Genomic DNA, 14,516 nt, shown 5'->3' on the forward strand with positions numbered 1-14,516 from the left:
ACGGACGATTACTGCTTGCCGCAGTTCGAGGCCAGCTTCTGCTCCTCCTCCGAGAGGGTGGGACCCGGGGAGGGAGAGGCTGCGGTCGGCTTGGTCTTTGCGCCCTGGGTGGTGGGCGTGCCGGCGGTGCCGCCGGCCTCGCCCTCGCCCGGAGGCGGGGTGCTCGCGCGATCGGCCGCCTCGCGGCGCTCCTCGTTCTTCTTGCAGGCGCCTGCCTGCTTGGCGAGCTCGTCGATCTTCGCGCGGGCCGTGACGAGGCTGTCCTCGGTGATCGTCGCTTCGACCTGCTTGCGCTGGTAGGGCGGTAGGTACTTGAGTTCGATCTCGGGGTGGTCCTTCTCGACCTCCGAGAGCGACAGCCAGGCGAGATCCTGGCTGATGCCGCGGTACAGGGCCACGTGCTCACCCTTGGTGCCCACGTAGTACTGGGTCTGGGTCCAGCGGTAGCCGCCGTACAGACCGCCGCCGACGACCGCCAGGGCGAGAACGGTGTACAGCGAGCGCTTCAGCCACTTGCGGCCGCCGCGCTTGACGAAGTCGTCGTCCGTGTAGGCGCCGAAGCTGCCCTCGGGGGGCATGCCGCCGTAGCCGCCGTCGCCGGATCCGGGCGGGCCGAAGCTCCCGCCCGGGGCCTCCGGAGCCGAGGGGCGTCCCAGACCGGCGGCGCGGCCGGCCGGCGTCTGCATGGCGCCGCCGTCGTTCAGCTGGTGCTGGTTCTCGGCGACCGCGCCGACGACGACGGGGGTGTCGCTGAGCTGCCCGGCCAGGGTGTCGCCCGAGTCGGTGTCGAGGACGTCGGCGACGATGCAGGTGATGTTGTCGGGACCGCCGCCGCGCAGGGCGAGCTGGATCAGGTCCTGCACCGTCTCCTGCGGGCCCTGGTAGCTGGCGAGCGTCTCCTCCATGGTCTGGTGGGAGACCACGCCGGACAGGCCGTCGGAGCAGATCAGATAGCGGTCACCGGCGCGGACCTCGCGGATGGAGAGGTCGGGCTCCACGTGGTCGCCGCTGCCGAGCGCCCGCATCAGCAAAGAGCGCTGCGGGTGGGTGGTGGCTTCCTCTTCGGTGATCCGGCCCTCGTCCACGAGCCGCTGCACCCAGGTGTGGTCCTGTGTGATCTGCGTCAGCACCCCGTCGCGCAGCAGGTACGCGCGGGAGTCGCCGACATGGACGAGGCCGAGCCGCTGGCCGGTCCACAGCAGGGCGGTGAGCGTGGTGCCCATGCCCTCGAGCTGCGGGTCCTCCTCGACCATCATCCGGAGCTGGTCGTTGGCACGCTGAACGGCGGTGCCGAGCGAGGTGAGGATGTCGGAGCCGGGCACGTCGTCGTCGAGGGTGACGAGCGTGGAGATGACCTCGGAGGAGGCGACCTCGCCGGCCGCCTGGCCACCCATGCCGTCGGCGATGGCCAGCAGACGGGGGCCGGCGTAACCGGAGTCCTCGTTGCCCTCGCGGATCATGCCTTTGTGCGATCCGGCGGCGAAACGCAGAGAGAGACTCATGCGCACCTCACCCGTCGGCTCGCCGGTCGACTGTCGCGCCAGCCGGTCTCGAGCCACACTGCCCACCCTCCGGTCGGGAGCCCGTGCCGGTCGCCGGTGGGGACCGCTGCGGCTCGCTCGCTCCGCTCGCTCATTGTCGTACTACTTCCGCAGCTCGATGACGGTCTTGCCGATGCGGATCGGCGCGCCCAGCGGAATCGGTGTCGGGGTGGTGAGTCGGGTCCGGTCGAGATATGTGCCGTTGGTGGACCCGAGATCCTCGACGATCCACTGGCCGTCACGGTCCGGGTAGATCCTGGCATGCCTGCTGGACGCGTAGTCGTCGTCCAGCACGATCGTGGAGTCGTGCGCCCGGCCCAGGGTGATGGTCTGGCCCTGGAGGGCGACGGTGGTGCCTGTGAGTGTGCCTTCGGACACGACCAGCTTCGTCGGCGCCCCTCGCCGCTGGCGGCCGCCGGCCTGTTGGCGCTGCTGCGGCGGCGCGGCGTTCTGGCGCGGCTGCTGCGGACGCGCGTCGGCGCCGCGGCGCGAACCGCGCTGCGTCACCCGCGTACCGAACAGATCGCTGCGAATGACCTGGACGGCCACGATGACGAACAGCCACAGAACGGCCAGGAAACCTAGCCGCATGACCGTCAGGGTCAGCTCTGACATTGCCCCCGCTTCACCCTTCGGCTTGCCGGTAAACGATGGTGGTGCTGCCCACGACGATCCGCGAGCCGTCGCGGAGCGTAGCGCGGGTGGTGTGCTGCCCGTCCACCACGATGCCGTTGGTGGACCCGAGATCCTGGATCGTCGAGGGCGTTCCGGTCCGGATCTCACAGTGCCGGCGCGATACGCCGGGGTCGTCGATCCGCACATCGGCGTCGGTGCTGCGACCCAGCACCAGCGTCGGGCGGGAGATCTGATGGCGTGTGCCATTGATCTCGATCCAGCGTCGTACTTGTGTGTTCGGCATGGCGCCCGGGCCGGCTGCGCGCTGGCCCGCAGCGGGGCCGGGACGCGGACCCGCTGCCATGCCGGGAGGTGGTGCGGCCGGCATCGGAGGAACACCGGCCGGTGGGTAACCGTAGCCGCCGCCGGGGCCGGCCACTGCCTGGGGACCTCCGCCGGGGGCCTGTGACGTACTCGACGCCAGAGTGCGGCTGCGTACCCGGTACAGACCCGTGTCGAGGTCGTCCGCCTTCTCCAGGTGGACCTTGATCGGGCCCATGAAGGTGTAGCGCTGCTGCTTGGCGTAGTCACGGACCAGGCCGGAGAGCTCGTCGCCGAGCTGGCCCGAGTACGGGCTCAGGCGCTCGAAGTCGGGCGCGCTGAGCTCGACGATGAAATCGTTGGGGACGACGGTCCGCTCGCGGTTCCAGATCGTCGCGTTGTTGTCGCACTCCCGCTGGAGGGCGCCCGCGATCTCGACAGGCTGGACCTCGGACTTGAACACCTTGGCGAAGGTGCCGTTGACCAGACCTTCGAGACGCTGCTCGAAACGCTTCAGGACTCCCATGGGGCACCTCCTCCGCTGCTGTCGTCCTGGTACTGCTCACTGATCGTATCCACGCGTCGGGAAATCGGCTGGTTCCCCTTGTCTGCCCCGTCGATGAGTGTCACCTCTCACACGGATCGTAGAGGCGGCCTCCTGACAGTGTCCCGCACCCGGGGTGCATACAGGAGGAGTGGGGGGCGCCGCCGTTCGTTCCCCCGACTGCTCGCTTCGTTCCCTGTTCGTTCGCCGGGCCACCCAAACAAACGGATGTGAATCCACCCTGTGCAGCGTGCTAATCTTCTGCATGTCGCCAGGGGGTCGCACCGAACAGGTGAGGCACTCGAGGACAACACCCAATGCGCGGGTGGCGGAATAGGCAGACGCGCTGGATTCAGGTTCCAGTGCCCGAAAGGGCGTGGGGGTTCAACTCCCCCCTCGCGCACAGCGGAGAAGGGTCTCCACCGGACGAAAGTCCTGGTGGGGGCCCTTTTCTCATGCCTCGGCACCTCCTGCCTCGGCACCTCCTGCCTCGGCACGTACGCCGGTACGCCGGGCCCACCGCTGACGTTTCACGTGGAACGCCCGCCGGCCGGCAACCGATCCGGATCGGTTCCGCCCTGACCGCTCGGCTCGTACCCGGTTTTCCACAGGGGCAGACGGCCGTCGGACACGGCGGTACCGTCAGGGCACTTGATGTTGATGGCGCACGTCGCCGGGGGAGGCCGCGGGCATGAGCGAAACCATGGCGACGGTGTCGGAGCAGCGGACGGAGTCCGGCGGGGAGAGCCAAGGCGGTGCAGCCTCCGGCGGTTTTGGCGGGGCGCCGCGTGCGCGTATCCCTGTGGTGCCCGGCTTCGCGCCCCGTAAGGCGTCGGGTGGCGTGACATCTCCGAAGGACGCCGGCAAGGCGCTGCGTAAGAAGGTGTCACGGTCTTCGCACGACCAGCTCGAGCCCCCGGCCGGGCGCCCCGACGCCGTGCAGGCGGTGGAGGAGTCGAGCCGCGGACGTGTGCCGGAGCTCACTCCGATACGCGTGGGGCGAATGGCGGCCTCCCCGTTCGCGTTCCTGCGGGGCGCGGCCGGTCTCATGGCTCACGATCTGGTGGGCACGCCCGTCACCGGCATCGGTGCACAGCTCTGTGGTGACGCGCACGCCGCGAACTTCGGTCTCTACGGAGACGCCCGCGGCCGGCTCGTGATGGACCTCAACGACTTCGACGAGACCGTCGTCGGCCCGTGGGAGTGGGACCTCAAGCGGCTCGCGGTGTCCCTGGTGCTGGCCGGCCGGGTGGCGGGCGGCAGCGAGGACTCCTGCCGCGCGGCGGCCTTCGACGCCGTGGGCGCCTATCGCCGAACCATGCGACTGCTGGCCAAGCTGCCGGCCCTGGACGCGTGGAACGCCATCGCCGACGAGGAACTCGTCTCGCACACGGACGCGCGGGATCTCCTGGGCACGCTGGAGCGGGTAGCGGCAAAGGCCCGCAACAACACGAGTGCTCGCTTCGCGGCCAGGTCGACCGAGGTCATAGGGGAGGGCGACGATGCCGGTGGGCGTCGATTCGTGGACGCTCCGCCGGTCCTGCGCCGCGTGTCGGACGAGGAAGCGGCAGCGGTCGCGGCCTCGCTCGGGGAGTATCTGACCACCGTCGCGGAGGACCGTCGTCCACTGCTCGCCCGCTACGCGATACACGACGTGGCCTTCCGCGTGGTGGGGACCGGAAGCGTGGGGACGCGCTCCTATGTGGTGCTCCTCCTCGATCACCGCGGCGATCCGCTGGTGCTGCAGGTGAAGGAGGCCCGTGCCTCGGCCCTCCTGCCTCACCTGTCGTCCGTCGGCTTCCCGGCGCCGGACCCGGAGCATGAGGGGCGCCGGGTGGTGCAGGGGCAGAAGCGGATGCAGGTGGTCAGCGACAGCCTGCTGGGCTGGACGACGGTGGAGGGGCGCCCCTTCCAGGTGCGGCAGTTCAGGAACCGCAAGGGCAGTGTCGACCCCGCGGCTCTCACCCCCGATCAGCTCGACGACTACGGCCGGATGACGGGGGCGCTGCTCGCCCGTGCGCACGCCCACAGCGCGGATCCCCGGCTGCTCGCCGGGTACTGCGGCAAGAACGAGGAGCTCGACGAGGCGGTCGCCGGGTTCGCGGTGACGTACGCGGACCGTACGGAAGCGGACCACGCGGACCTGCTGACCGCCATCAAGAGTGGTCGGACAGCCGCTGAGCTGGGTGTGTGACAACGGGGGCGGCCACGCCCGTAGGCTGGAGCGGTGACTCAGGATGCCGCCGGGGGACCGACGACCCACAAGGACGACGACCAGTCTGTGCAGCATGTCGCACAGACTGCAGAGCAGGACCGGCCCGAGGCGCGGCTGGCGAAGGCAGTGGGGGCGGCAGAGCACGCGCTGATCGAGTTCGAGATCGCGGTGGAGACGTTCCGGGTGGAAGTGGAGAACTTCTCCCGGCTGCACCATCAGAAGCTCGGACCGATGTACGCGCGGCTGGACGAGCTCGACGCGCAGATCGCGGAAGCCCGGGCGGCGCGCAGCGGTGATCCGGAGGATCTACGGAAGGCACAGGAGGCACGGGCCCTGGTGCTTCCGATGCCCGGCGTCGACGAGCTGTTCCACGACTGGATGGACTCCGAGGGCCTCTCCCCCGAGGCCGCGGCGATGCTCACCGATCAGCCCGTGCAGGCGCCGAAGCGGGTCCGGCCGAGCGAAGAGGCACGCAAGCTCTACCGTGAGCTGGCCCGCAAGGCGCACCCGGACCTGGCGCAGGACGAGACGGAGCGGGCGCGGCGCGACGAGTTCATCACGCGCGTGAACGCCGCCTACGGTCTTGGTGACGCGGCGAAGCTGAGGGAGCTGGCGGAGGAATGGGCCGCAGGGCCCGCGCCGGCCGCCCCGCGGCCCAGTGAGCGCGAGGAGCTCTATGCCCGGCTCGAGTGGCTGGCGCAGCGCAAGGAACTGCTGACCGTGGTCGCCCGGGAGCTGGAGGAGAGCGCGATCGGCGCGATGCTGCGGATGGCGCCCGACGATCCGGACCGGTTGCTGGAGGAGATCGCCGAGCAGTTGCTGGCGCAGGTGGCCGAGCGTGAGGCCGAGCTGGCCGCGCTCGTGCAGTAGGTTTTCCGGAGCCCTCGGCAGTCGGGATCCCGCACCGGACAGCTGCGGACGGGGGCGGGCCCCACACGTAAGAGAGCCCCCACACGTAAGAGAGAAGGCATCACCCATGAACTTCGCCCCGTTGCCCTCCGTGGAAGCCGCGGCGGTACCGGACGACGCCTTGGTGCTGGACGTCCGGGAGGCCGACGAGTGGGCTGCCGGGCATGTCGAAGGCGCGCTGCACGTGCCGATGAGCGACTTCGTGGCCCGGTTCGGGCAGGTGACGGAGGCGCTGGCCGACGGGCGGCGCGCCTTTGTGATGTGCCGGGTCGGCGGTCGCTCCGCGCAGGTCACGCAGTATCTGGTGCAGCAGGGCCTCGACGCGGTGAACGTCGACGGGGGCATGCTCGCCTGGGACGGGGCGGGACGCCCCATGGTCACCGAGGACGGCAGCCCCGCCTTCGTGCTCTGACCGCCCGCGGCCGGGCGGACACGTGGTCGTTCGCCGCCGGGTGTCTAGTCGAGCGGATGGGCGGCGAGAAGGTCGCCCAGAGCCTCCTCGTGGGCGGCGGCGGGACCGAGTGAGAGCTCGAGCTGCTTCGCCCAGGCGTGATAGCGGTGGAGCGGACAGTCGACGTCGGCGCCGAACCCGCCGTGCAGATGCTGAGCGGTCTGCACCACGCGCCTCACCCCTTCCGACGCCCAGATCTTGGCCACCGCGATGTCGCCCGCGGGCGGCAGCGCTCCGCCGGAGCCGGTGCCGATCCGCCAGGCGGCCTGCCAGAGGGTGGCCTCCATGGCGCGCAGGTCGATGTACCGGTCGGCTGCCTGCACGGCCACGGCCTGGAAAGTGGCCACCGGGAAGCCGAACTGCTCACGCCTGCCGGTGTATTCGCCGGTCATGGCCAGCACCTGCTCCCCGAGGCCGAGCGCCAGGGCGCAGGTGCCCGTGGCGAGAAGGCCGCGAAGAAACTCCCAGGCCTGCTCGTCGTCGATCAGACGGTCGTCGTCGATCCGCACACCGTCGAGGCGGACCTCCGCCAGGCGTTCGCCGTTGGTGGAGATCTGCTCGGCCAGGGTGAGGCCGTCGTGGATCCGGGGGACCAGGGCGAGGACCGTCCTGCCGCCGCTCGTGTGGGCGGGGACGGCGACAAGATCCGCGCACTGTGCCCAGGGCACCGCGGTCTGCGCCCCGTCGAGGATCCAGCCGCCCGTCGACCCGGCCTCCCGGTGTGCGGTGACGGCGAGCTCGGCGGCATCGTGGCCTGTGCGGCCGCTGGCTCCGGCCGTGAGCACGAGGCCGCCGCTCCCGACGCGGGGGAGGACCTCTTCGCGGAGCTCGGCACCGCCGTAGCGCTCCACGGCCATGGCGACGGCGCTCGTCTCCAGCAGCGGCACGCGTGCCAGTACCTTGGCGGACTCGCGCAGCACCAGGCACAGCGCGATGGGGTCGAGACCGGCGCCGTCGTGCTCCGGCGACAGCATCAGCCCCAGCAGGCCGGAATCGGCAAGCCGGGCCCACAGCCCACGGTCGAAGTCCTCGGCGACCGCACCGGCGGTCATCGCGGGGCTCGGTACCGCGTCGGGCGCCACTGCCGAGAACACGGCCTTCGCCGCCTCCGCGGCTGCCAGATGTTCCTCGGTGAAGGTGAAGTCCACTGCCCGCTCCTTCCAACGACCCGCCGGTATCTGACGGATCGTCAAGATAGGTCAGGCCGGGCAGGAAGGGAATGGGCGCGGAGCCCGGGAGGACCCTGTCGATGGTCTCCCGGGCCGGCCGGGGGCACGTCCTTCCGCTGTGTCGGCTGTTCGCCCCCGGTGTCAGCTGTACGGGCTCGTCAGCGGTCGAAGTCCAACTCCACCTTCGCCGTGGCGGGATGGGACTGGCAGGCCAGGACATAGCCCGCTTCTGTCTCCTCCGGCTCCAGCGCGAAGTTGCGGTCCATACGGACCTCGCCCGACACCAGGAACGCCCGGCAGGTACCGCACACGCCTCCCTTGCAGGCGTACGGGGCGTCCGCCCTGCTGCGGAGCACCGTCTCCAGGAGGGACTCCCCTTCCTGTACCGGCCAGCTCCCCGACCGGCCGTCGAGCGTCGCGGTGAGGGAGGCGTGGGCAGGCGCGGCCATCGCGGCGCGAGTCGGCGCGGAGCCGTCGTCGACGTGGAAGATCTCCTGATGGATACGGCTGCGGTCCACTCCGAGCCCGCGCAGCGCACGTTCAGCGGCGGTGACCAGTCCGAAGGGTCCGCAGAGGAACCACCCGTCCACCTCCGCGACCGGAAGCAGCGCGGGGAGGAGACCGGTCAGCCGCTGCTGGTCGAGCCTGCCCGACGGCAGACCCGCCTGCTGCTCCTCGCGGGAGAGCACGGTGACCAGTTGGAAGCGGTCCGGGAAGCGGTCTTTCAGGTCCGCCACCTCTTCGAGGAACATCGTGGACGCCGCGGTGCGGTCGCTGCGGATGAGGCAGAAGCGGGCCTCGGGCTCCGTCGCCAGCAGTGTGGCGGCCATCGACAGCACCGGAGTGATGCCGCTGCCGCCCACCACGGCCGCGAAGTGGCCCGGCCGGGGCGGGAACAGGAACCGGCCTGCCGGCGGCATGACGTCGACGACGTCACCGACGGACAGTTCCTTGAGGGCATACGTCGAGAACTCGCCGCCGTCGACCAGCCGGATCCCGACACGGAGCACGGGGGCACCGCCGGCCGGAGCGGCCGGGGAACAGATCGAGTACGTGCGGCGGATCTCCGCACCGTCCACGAGCCGGCGCAGCGCGATGTGCTGGCCGGGGGTGTGCCGGAAGGTCTCGCGCAGTTCGGGCGCCACGTCGAAGGTGACAGCCACCGAGTCGTCCGTGAGCCGTTCGACCGCGCCGACCCGGAGCGGATGGAACATCTACAACTCCTTGAAGTGGTCGAAAGGTTCGCGACAGGTGACGCACCTGCGCAGGGCCTTGCAGGCCGTGGAGGAGAACCTGCTCAGCAGTTCCGTGTCGGTGGAGCCGCAGTGCGGGCAGCGCACCGAGAGCGTGAGCGGCACGGGTCCGTCCGCCGCGTGGGGACGGGGCGGCGCTATGCCGAACTCATCGAGCTTCCGGCGGCCTTCGGCGCTGATGTCGTCGGTCGACCAGGCCGGGGAGAGGACCTTGACGACCGAGACCTCCACCATGCCGTGCTCGCGGAGAACCTGCTCTATGTCCGACGTCATCGCCTCGATGGCCGGACACCCCGTGTACGTCGGTGTCAGATCGACCTCGACACTGGTGGGGCCGAGCAGGCGCACACCGCGGACGACACCGAGCTCCTCGAGGGTGAGTACCGGCAGTTCCGGGTCGGGGACCGAACCCGCCAGCCTGCGCAGCTCCGCCTCCAGCGCCGTGTCGACGCCGGTCTTCCCGGCTGTTCCCGTCACCATGACGCCCCCGGGTGGCTGCGATGCAGGTGCTGCATCTCGGCGAGCATCCGCCCGAACGACTCGGTGTGGAGGCCCTGGCGCCCTGCTCCGGCCGACCAGGCGCCCGTGCGAGCTCCGGAGGGAACGGTGAGCGTGGCGCGCTCGAGAACGGCAGTGACGCGCTCGAGCCAGCGCGCTTCGAGGGCCATGAGATCCACCTCGAGGCCTTCCACCGGCTCGAACATCTCGCCCGTGAACCGCCAGAGCGCATCGCAGGCGCGCTGCATCCGCTCATGGCTCTCAGCCGTACCGTCGCCGAGCCGCGCGACCCACTGCTCGGCGTGGTCCTGGTGGTAGGCGACCTCCTTGACCGCCTTGGCGGCGAGCCCGGCGAACGGGCCGTCGGTGGCCGCCAGCTGCTCGTAGAGCAGGTGCTGGTGGACGGAGAAGTAGAACTGGCGGGCGATGGTGTGCGCGAAGTCGCCGTTCGGCTGCTCGACCAGCTGGAGATTGCGGAAGGAGCGCTCCTCGCGCAGGAACGCCAGCTCGTCCTCGTCGCCCACGAAGGAGAGCAGCACGCGCGCCTGCCCCAACAGGTCGAGGGCGATGTTGGCGAGGGCGACCTCCTCCTCGAGGACCGGTGCGTGTCCGGCCCACTCCCCCAGCCGGTGGGAGAGCACCAGGGCGTCGTCGCCGAGCGCCAGCGCCGCGGCGGCGGGCACCCCTGAGGTGGTGGGCTCCGCGCCCGAGGTCACCGCCGGGACGGGCTTCGCCGTGGGAGTCGCGCTCACAGGTGCTTCACCCCTTCCGGGATCTCGTAGAAGGTGGGGTGCCGGTAGGGCTTGTCGGCGGACGGTTCGAAGAAGGGGTCCTTCTCGTCCGGTGAGGAGGCGGTGATCGAGGTGGAGGGCACCACCCAGATCGAGACGCCCTCGCTTCGCCGGGTGTAGAGATCACGGGCGTTGCGCAGGGCCATTTCCGCGTCGGGCGCGTGCAGGCTTCCTGCGTGGGTGTGGGACAGTCCGCGGCGCGAGCGCACGAAGACCTCCCACAGCGGCCATTCGGTCGAGCTGCTCATGCCGTCGCCTCCACGGACTCGGTGTGCTGTGCTGCCTGGTGCTTCTCCGCGTAAGCGGCGGCGGCGTCCCTGACCCAGGCTCCCTCTTCGTGAGCGCGCCGGCGCTGGTTGATCCGCTGTTCGTTGCAGGGGCCGTTGCCCTTGAGGACGGCCTGGAACTCCGCCCAGTCGATGGCGCCGAAGTCGTGGTGTCCGCGCTCCTCGTTCCACCGCAGATCCGGGTCGGGCAGGGTGAGACCCAGTGACTCGGCCTGGGGGACGCAGATGTCCACGAAGCGCTGGCGCAGTTCGTCGTTCGAGTGCCGCTTGATCTTCCAGGCCATCGACTGTGCCGAGTGTGCCGAGGCGTCGTCCGGCGGGCCGAACATCATCAGGGACGGCCACCACCAGCGGTCCACCGCGTCCTGCGCCATCGCGTGCTGCTCGGGCGTCCCGCGGGACAGGGTGAGCAGCAGCTCGTAACCCTGACGCTGGTGGAACGACTCCTCCTTGCAGATCCGCACCATGGCACGGGCGTAGGGCCCGTAGGAGCAGCGGCAGAGCGGCACCTGGTTGGTGATCGCCGCCCCGTCCACGAGCCACCCGATCGCGCCGACGTCGGCCCAGGTCAGCGTCGGGTAGTTGAAGATCGAGGAGTACTTCTGACGGCCGGTGTGGAGCTTGTCGAGCAGCTCGTCGCGGCTGGTGCCCAGCGTCTCGGCGGCGCTGTACAGATAGAGGCCGTGGCCGGCCTCGTCCTGAACCTTGGCCATCAGGATCGCCTTGCGGCGCAGCGACGGCGCACGCGTGATCCAGTTCGCCTCGGGCTGCATGCCGATGATTTCCGAGTGCGCGTGCTGAGCCATCTGGCGGACCAGCGTCGCGCGGTACGCCTCCGGCATCCAGTCACGAGGCTCGATCCGCTCGTCGGCGGCCACGGCAGCGTCGAACGCCGCCTCGTACGCATCCGCTGTCACTGCCGTCATCCGGACTCCCCTACCGACCGATCGTTCGGTTCATCGGCTTCAATGGTCGGTCGGCGGCCCGTAGGGTGTCAACCCTGTGGATAACCGAGGTGACCGACGGGGATCGGGGCGGGGATGGACTCCTACGAGGACGAGGAAGGCAAGGGCGCCGGATTTCCGGGCGCCGGACCGCTTCCGCTTCCCCCCGACCGGCAGCCGGAAGGCGGCCGTCCGGACGGCCCCCGCGAGAGCTGGCCGATATCCCGGCTCCAGCATCCTCCTGACATCGCCGCAGGCCACGGGCGTGTTCCCGCTCCCGCAGGCCCCGTGGAACCTCCCGGTCCGCACGGCCCTGCCGACTCCTCCGGCGCCGTCCCGGCTCCCTCCGAGCCGGCTGCCTCCGGCGGAGGAATGGCCGGTCTTTCCCTCCCGTACCAGGTGGCGGCAGCGGTCTCGCTCGCGCTGATCGCGGCGGTCGCATGCACCCACCTGGCGATGGTCTTCCTCCACGTTGCCCCGTCCAACACCGTGACGAAGCAGCACGGCGAGGTGGTGGACGACTGGGTCTATCCCGAGTTCGAGCAGAACTGGAAACTCTTCGCCCCCAACCCGCTCCAGCAGAACATCGCCGTTCAGGTGCGCGCCCAGTACACGGCCGGCGACGGGAGCCGCCGTACCAGCGACTGGATCGACCTGTCAGCGGAGGACGGGGCGGAGATCCGCGGCAACCCTCTTCCCAGCCACCTCCACCAGAACCAGCTCCGCCGGGCCTGGGACTTCTACGTGGGCTCCCACGACACCGGTGACAGTCCCAACGGCCTGCGCGGCCGGCTCTCGGAGAGCTACATCCGCCGCATCGTCATGCTGCGTCTCGAGCGGCACGACCTCGGCGGTCCCGTCGAGCGCATCCAGCTCCGCGCCTCGACGAGATCGATCGAGGCCCCTCGGTGGAGCGACGAGAAGATCGACACCCGGCCCGTCCACCGAGAGCTCCCGTGGTGGACGGTCACCGCGGCGGATCTGCCCGGGGGCGTCGACAGCAAGGACCGCGCCACCGGCCGGACGGAGGCGGCGCGGTGAAGCCGGCCCAGGAGCGCAAGCTCGCCCGTGCCGTCCAGCGCGTCACCGCCACGGCCCTCGGCCCGTATCAGAGCGCCGTCGTCCGGATCGGGTTCGGTGCGACCTGGCTGCTGTTCCTGCTGTCCGAGTTCCCCAACCGGCACGAGCTCTATGGACCCGACGGTCCGTGGAGCTGGGAAATGGGCAAGGAGCTGATCGCGGACAACAACGCGTTCAGCGCGCTCCTGTGGTCCGACAGCACCTTGTGGTTCGAATTCGTCTACGGCGTCGGAGTGCTGTCCAGCCTGCTGATGGTGGTCGGCTGGCGCACACGCACCGTGTCCGTGCTGTTCATGATCGGTGTGCTGTCCCTGCAGAACCGGTCGATCTTCGTGGGCGACGGCGGCGACAACGTCGTCCACCTCATGGCCGTCTACCTGGTGATGACACGCTGCGCGCAGGTCTGGTCCCTGGACGCGCGGCGGGCGGCACTCCCTTCCGCGAGGGACCGGACGGGTCCTGTGCTGTGGTCCGTGCTCGGCGCCCTCCTTTTCGTGGGCACGCTCGTGGGCAGAGCCGGTGGGGACGAATGGATCACGGTCCTGCTCTGGGGCGTGTGGACGGCACAGGGCCTGTGGTGGGCCGTGAACCGCTACGCGCCCGACAGCGAACCCCGCACCTTGCTGGACGTCCTGGCGAACCTCGTCCACAACGCCGCCCTCGCCGTGATCATGGCCGAGGTCTGCGTGATCTACGCGACCGCCGGCTGGTACAAGATCCAGGGCTCACGCTGGCAGGACGGCACCGCCCTGTACTACCCGCTCAACCTTGACTACTTCGCTCCGTGGCCGGCGCTCTCCGGGCTCCTCGCCTCCGGCGGGGTGGTGGTCATGCTGCTCACCTACGGCACGGTCATCGTGCAGGTGGCCTTCCCCTTCACCCTGTTCAACCGGCGCGTCAAGAACGTGCTGTTGGTGATCATGATGCTCGAGCACGCCGGCATCGCCGTACTGCTGGGGCTGCCGTTCTTCTCGCTGGCGATGATCGCGGCGGACGCCGTGTTCCTGCCGACCGGCTTCCTCGTCGGACTGGGCGCCCTGGTGGTGCGCAGAAGGGACCGGCTGCTGGCCGGCAGCGCCATTCCGTCCCAGCTCCGGCGCAGGAGCGAGGAACAGCCCCGTACGCTCGTCGGGTGAGCACCACCGAAGAACCGCTGCAGTACGACGAGGGCTACGCCCCCGAGGTCGGCGTCGGCCCCCATCCGCTGCCCTGGCCGCAGGGCGAGCGCTACGACCCCGAGCTGCTGGCCGCGGGTGACCGCCGCAACGTCGTGGACCGGTACCGCTACTGGACCCGCGAGGCGATCGTCGCCGACCTGGACACCCGCAGGCACGGGTTCCATGTGGCCGTGGAGAACTGGGGCCACGACTTCAACATCGGCTCGGTGGTGCGCACCGCCAACGCGTTCCTGGCCAAGGAGATCCACATCGTCGGACGTCGGCGCTGGAACAGGCGCGGCGCGATGGTCACCGACCGGTACCAGCATGTGCGGCACCATCCGGACACCGCCTCGCTGACCGAGTGGGCGGCCGCCGAGGACCTGCCGATCATCGGGATCGACAATCTGCCTGGAGCCGTGCCCATCGAGAGGACGGAGCTGCCGCGCCGGTGCGTGCTTCTCTTCGGCCAGGAGGGCCCGGGGCTCACGGAGGAGGCCCGCAAGCACGCGTCCATGGTCTGCTCGATCGCGCAGTTCGGTTCGACGCGGTCCATCAACGCGGGTGCGGCGGCGGCCATCGCGATGCATGCCTGGGTGCAGCGGTACGCCGATGTGCCGGCTCCGCAGGAATGACCGGGGCTCCCCCTGAGAATCCAGGAGAGACAGCCCTGGGGAGGGCGACCTTCCCGTCCGCCGGGGCCTCGGCGGCGCAGTACGGCCCGCCCCTGAGGGACTGCGG

15 protein-coding genes and 1 tRNA gene are annotated in these 14,516 nt (G+C 70.2%); 7 read left to right on the top strand and 9 right to left on the bottom strand.

Going from position 1 to position 14,516, the window contains the following annotated elements:
- Positions 1–8 precede the first annotated feature (8 nt).
- The 3 genes from ACIPJI_RS29150 to ACIPJI_RS29160 all read right to left on the bottom strand — a co-directional run bounded on the left by ACIPJI_RS29150 (position 9) and on the right by ACIPJI_RS29160 (position 3,003).
- The gene (locus tag ACIPJI_RS29150; RefSeq protein WP_356623431.1) at positions 9–1,502 is read right to left on the bottom strand and encodes a Stp1/IreP family PP2C-type Ser/Thr phosphatase; all 1,494 of its coding nucleotides are present in this window, start codon (positions 1,500–1,502) and stop codon (positions 9–11) included.
- Positions 1,503–1,643: 141 nt separating this feature from the next.
- Entirely contained in the window at positions 1,644–2,156 is a 513-nt protein-coding gene (locus ACIPJI_RS29155; RefSeq protein ID WP_005314841.1) for an FHA domain-containing protein, read from the bottom strand.
- Positions 2,157–2,166: 10 nt separating this feature from the next.
- Positions 2,167–3,003, bottom strand: a complete 837-nt coding sequence (locus ACIPJI_RS29160; protein ID WP_402249753.1) for an FhaA domain-containing protein — start codon at positions 3,001–3,003, stop codon at positions 2,167–2,169.
- A 337-nt stretch (positions 3,004–3,340) separates the two neighbouring features.
- Between ACIPJI_RS29160 and ACIPJI_RS29165 the strand changes: the two genes are divergently transcribed.
- From ACIPJI_RS29165 to ACIPJI_RS29180, 4 genes are all read left to right on the top strand, one after another.
- Positions 3,341–3,424 (top strand) — tRNA-Leu (locus tag ACIPJI_RS29165).
- A 288-nt stretch (positions 3,425–3,712) separates the two neighbouring features.
- A complete protein-coding gene (locus tag ACIPJI_RS29170; protein WP_402249755.1) occupies positions 3,713–5,215 on the top strand; it encodes a DUF2252 domain-containing protein in 1,503 nt (500 codons plus the stop codon).
- 33 nt (positions 5,216–5,248) lie between these two features.
- Entirely contained in the window at positions 5,249–6,106 is an 858-nt protein-coding gene (locus ACIPJI_RS29175; RefSeq protein WP_402249756.1) for a hypothetical protein, read from the top strand.
- Positions 6,107–6,212: 106 nt separating this feature from the next.
- Complete coding sequence (locus tag ACIPJI_RS29180; RefSeq protein WP_307707400.1) at positions 6,213–6,557, top strand: rhodanese-like domain-containing protein; 345 nt, start codon at positions 6,213–6,215, stop codon at positions 6,555–6,557.
- A gap of 44 nt (positions 6,558–6,601) precedes the next feature.
- On the opposite strand, the gene ACIPJI_RS29185 is transcribed toward ACIPJI_RS29180, so the two are convergent.
- The 6 genes from ACIPJI_RS29185 to paaA form a co-directional block, all read right to left on the bottom strand.
- Positions 6,602–7,744 (bottom strand): acyl-CoA dehydrogenase family protein, encoded by a 1,143-nt coding sequence (locus tag ACIPJI_RS29185; protein ID WP_356623424.1) that lies wholly within the window; start codon positions 7,742–7,744, stop codon positions 6,602–6,604.
- A 179-nt stretch (positions 7,745–7,923) separates the two neighbouring features.
- The gene (locus tag ACIPJI_RS29190; RefSeq protein WP_402249758.1) at positions 7,924–8,979 is read right to left on the bottom strand and encodes a 2Fe-2S iron-sulfur cluster-binding protein; all 1,056 of its coding nucleotides are present in this window, start codon (positions 8,977–8,979) and stop codon (positions 7,924–7,926) included.
- Entirely contained in the window at positions 8,980–9,498 is a 519-nt protein-coding gene (gene paaD, locus ACIPJI_RS29195) for a 1,2-phenylacetyl-CoA epoxidase subunit PaaD (protein WP_402249760.1), read from the bottom strand. It abuts the gene before it with no gap.
- Complete coding sequence (gene paaC, locus ACIPJI_RS29200) at positions 9,492–10,232, bottom strand: 1,2-phenylacetyl-CoA epoxidase subunit PaaC (protein ID WP_402249823.1); 741 nt, start codon at positions 10,230–10,232, stop codon at positions 9,492–9,494. Before paaC ends, paaD begins: the two co-directional genes overlap by 7 nt.
- A gap of 32 nt (positions 10,233–10,264) precedes the next feature.
- Positions 10,265–10,555, bottom strand: a complete 291-nt coding sequence (gene paaB / locus ACIPJI_RS29205; RefSeq protein ID WP_159689704.1) for a 1,2-phenylacetyl-CoA epoxidase subunit PaaB — start codon at positions 10,553–10,555, stop codon at positions 10,265–10,267.
- Entirely contained in the window at positions 10,552–11,520 is a 969-nt protein-coding gene (paaA, locus tag ACIPJI_RS29210; RefSeq protein ID WP_307707404.1) for a 1,2-phenylacetyl-CoA epoxidase subunit PaaA, read from the bottom strand. The genes paaB and paaA overlap by 4 nt, the downstream gene beginning before the upstream one ends.
- 390 nt (positions 11,521–11,910) lie before the next feature.
- Here paaA and ACIPJI_RS29215 point away from each other — a divergent pair, with 390 nt between their 5' ends.
- Genes ACIPJI_RS29215 through ACIPJI_RS29225 form a run of 3 tightly spaced genes read left to right on the top strand, consistent with a single transcriptional unit; the run spans position 11,911 to position 14,410 of the window.
- On the top strand, positions 11,911–12,579 hold the full coding sequence (locus tag ACIPJI_RS29215; protein ID WP_373465310.1) for a DUF5819 family protein: 669 nt from the start codon (positions 11,911–11,913) through the stop codon (positions 12,577–12,579).
- Entirely contained in the window at positions 12,576–13,754 is a 1,179-nt protein-coding gene (locus tag ACIPJI_RS29220; RefSeq protein ID WP_402249763.1) for an HTTM domain-containing protein, read from the top strand. Before ACIPJI_RS29215 ends, ACIPJI_RS29220 begins: the two co-directional genes overlap by 4 nt.
- Positions 13,751–14,410 carry a TrmH family RNA methyltransferase gene (locus tag ACIPJI_RS29225; protein ID WP_356623417.1) on the top strand — a complete coding sequence of 220 codons (660 nt, stop codon included), beginning with the start codon at positions 13,751–13,753 and terminating at the stop codon, positions 14,408–14,410. The genes ACIPJI_RS29220 and ACIPJI_RS29225 overlap by 4 nt, the downstream gene beginning before the upstream one ends.
- Positions 14,411–14,516 lie beyond the last annotated feature (106 nt).

The organism is Streptomyces sp. NPDC086835 (assembly GCF_044745705.1).
Taxonomy (GTDB): Bacteria; Actinomycetota; Actinomycetes; order Streptomycetales; family Streptomycetaceae; genus Streptomyces.

What these genes read in the sequence shown, in the direction of transcription:
- ACIPJI_RS29150 (WP_356623431.1), bottom strand. Translation starts at nt 1,502, where the DNA reads ATGAGTCTCTCTCTGCGTTTCGCCGCCGGATCGCACAAAGGCATGATC.
- ACIPJI_RS29155 (WP_005314841.1), bottom strand. Translation starts at nt 2,156, where the DNA reads ATGTCAGAGCTGACCCTGACGGTCATGCGGCTAGGTTTCCTGGCCGTT.
- ACIPJI_RS29160 (WP_402249753.1), bottom strand. Translation starts at nt 3,003, where the DNA reads ATGGGAGTCCTGAAGCGTTTCGAGCAGCGTCTCGAAGGTCTGGTCAAC.
- ACIPJI_RS29170 (WP_402249755.1), top strand. Translation starts at nt 3,713, where the DNA reads ATGAGCGAAACCATGGCGACGGTGTCGGAGCAGCGGACGGAGTCCGGC.
- ACIPJI_RS29180 (WP_307707400.1), top strand. Translation starts at nt 6,213, where the DNA reads ATGAACTTCGCCCCGTTGCCCTCCGTGGAAGCCGCGGCGGTACCGGAC.
- ACIPJI_RS29190 (WP_402249758.1), bottom strand. Translation starts at nt 8,979, where the DNA reads ATGTTCCATCCGCTCCGGGTCGGCGCGGTCGAACGGCTCACGGACGAC.
- paaD (WP_402249760.1), bottom strand. Translation starts at nt 9,498, where the DNA reads ATGGTGACGGGAACAGCCGGGAAGACCGGCGTCGACACGGCGCTGGAG.
- paaB (WP_159689704.1), bottom strand. Translation starts at nt 10,555, where the DNA reads ATGAGCAGCTCGACCGAATGGCCGCTGTGGGAGGTCTTCGTGCGCTCG.
- paaA (WP_307707404.1), bottom strand. Translation starts at nt 11,520, where the DNA reads ATGACGGCAGTGACAGCGGATGCGTACGAGGCGGCGTTCGACGCTGCC.
- ACIPJI_RS29215 (WP_373465310.1), top strand. Translation starts at nt 11,911, where the DNA reads ATGGCCGGTCTTTCCCTCCCGTACCAGGTGGCGGCAGCGGTCTCGCTC.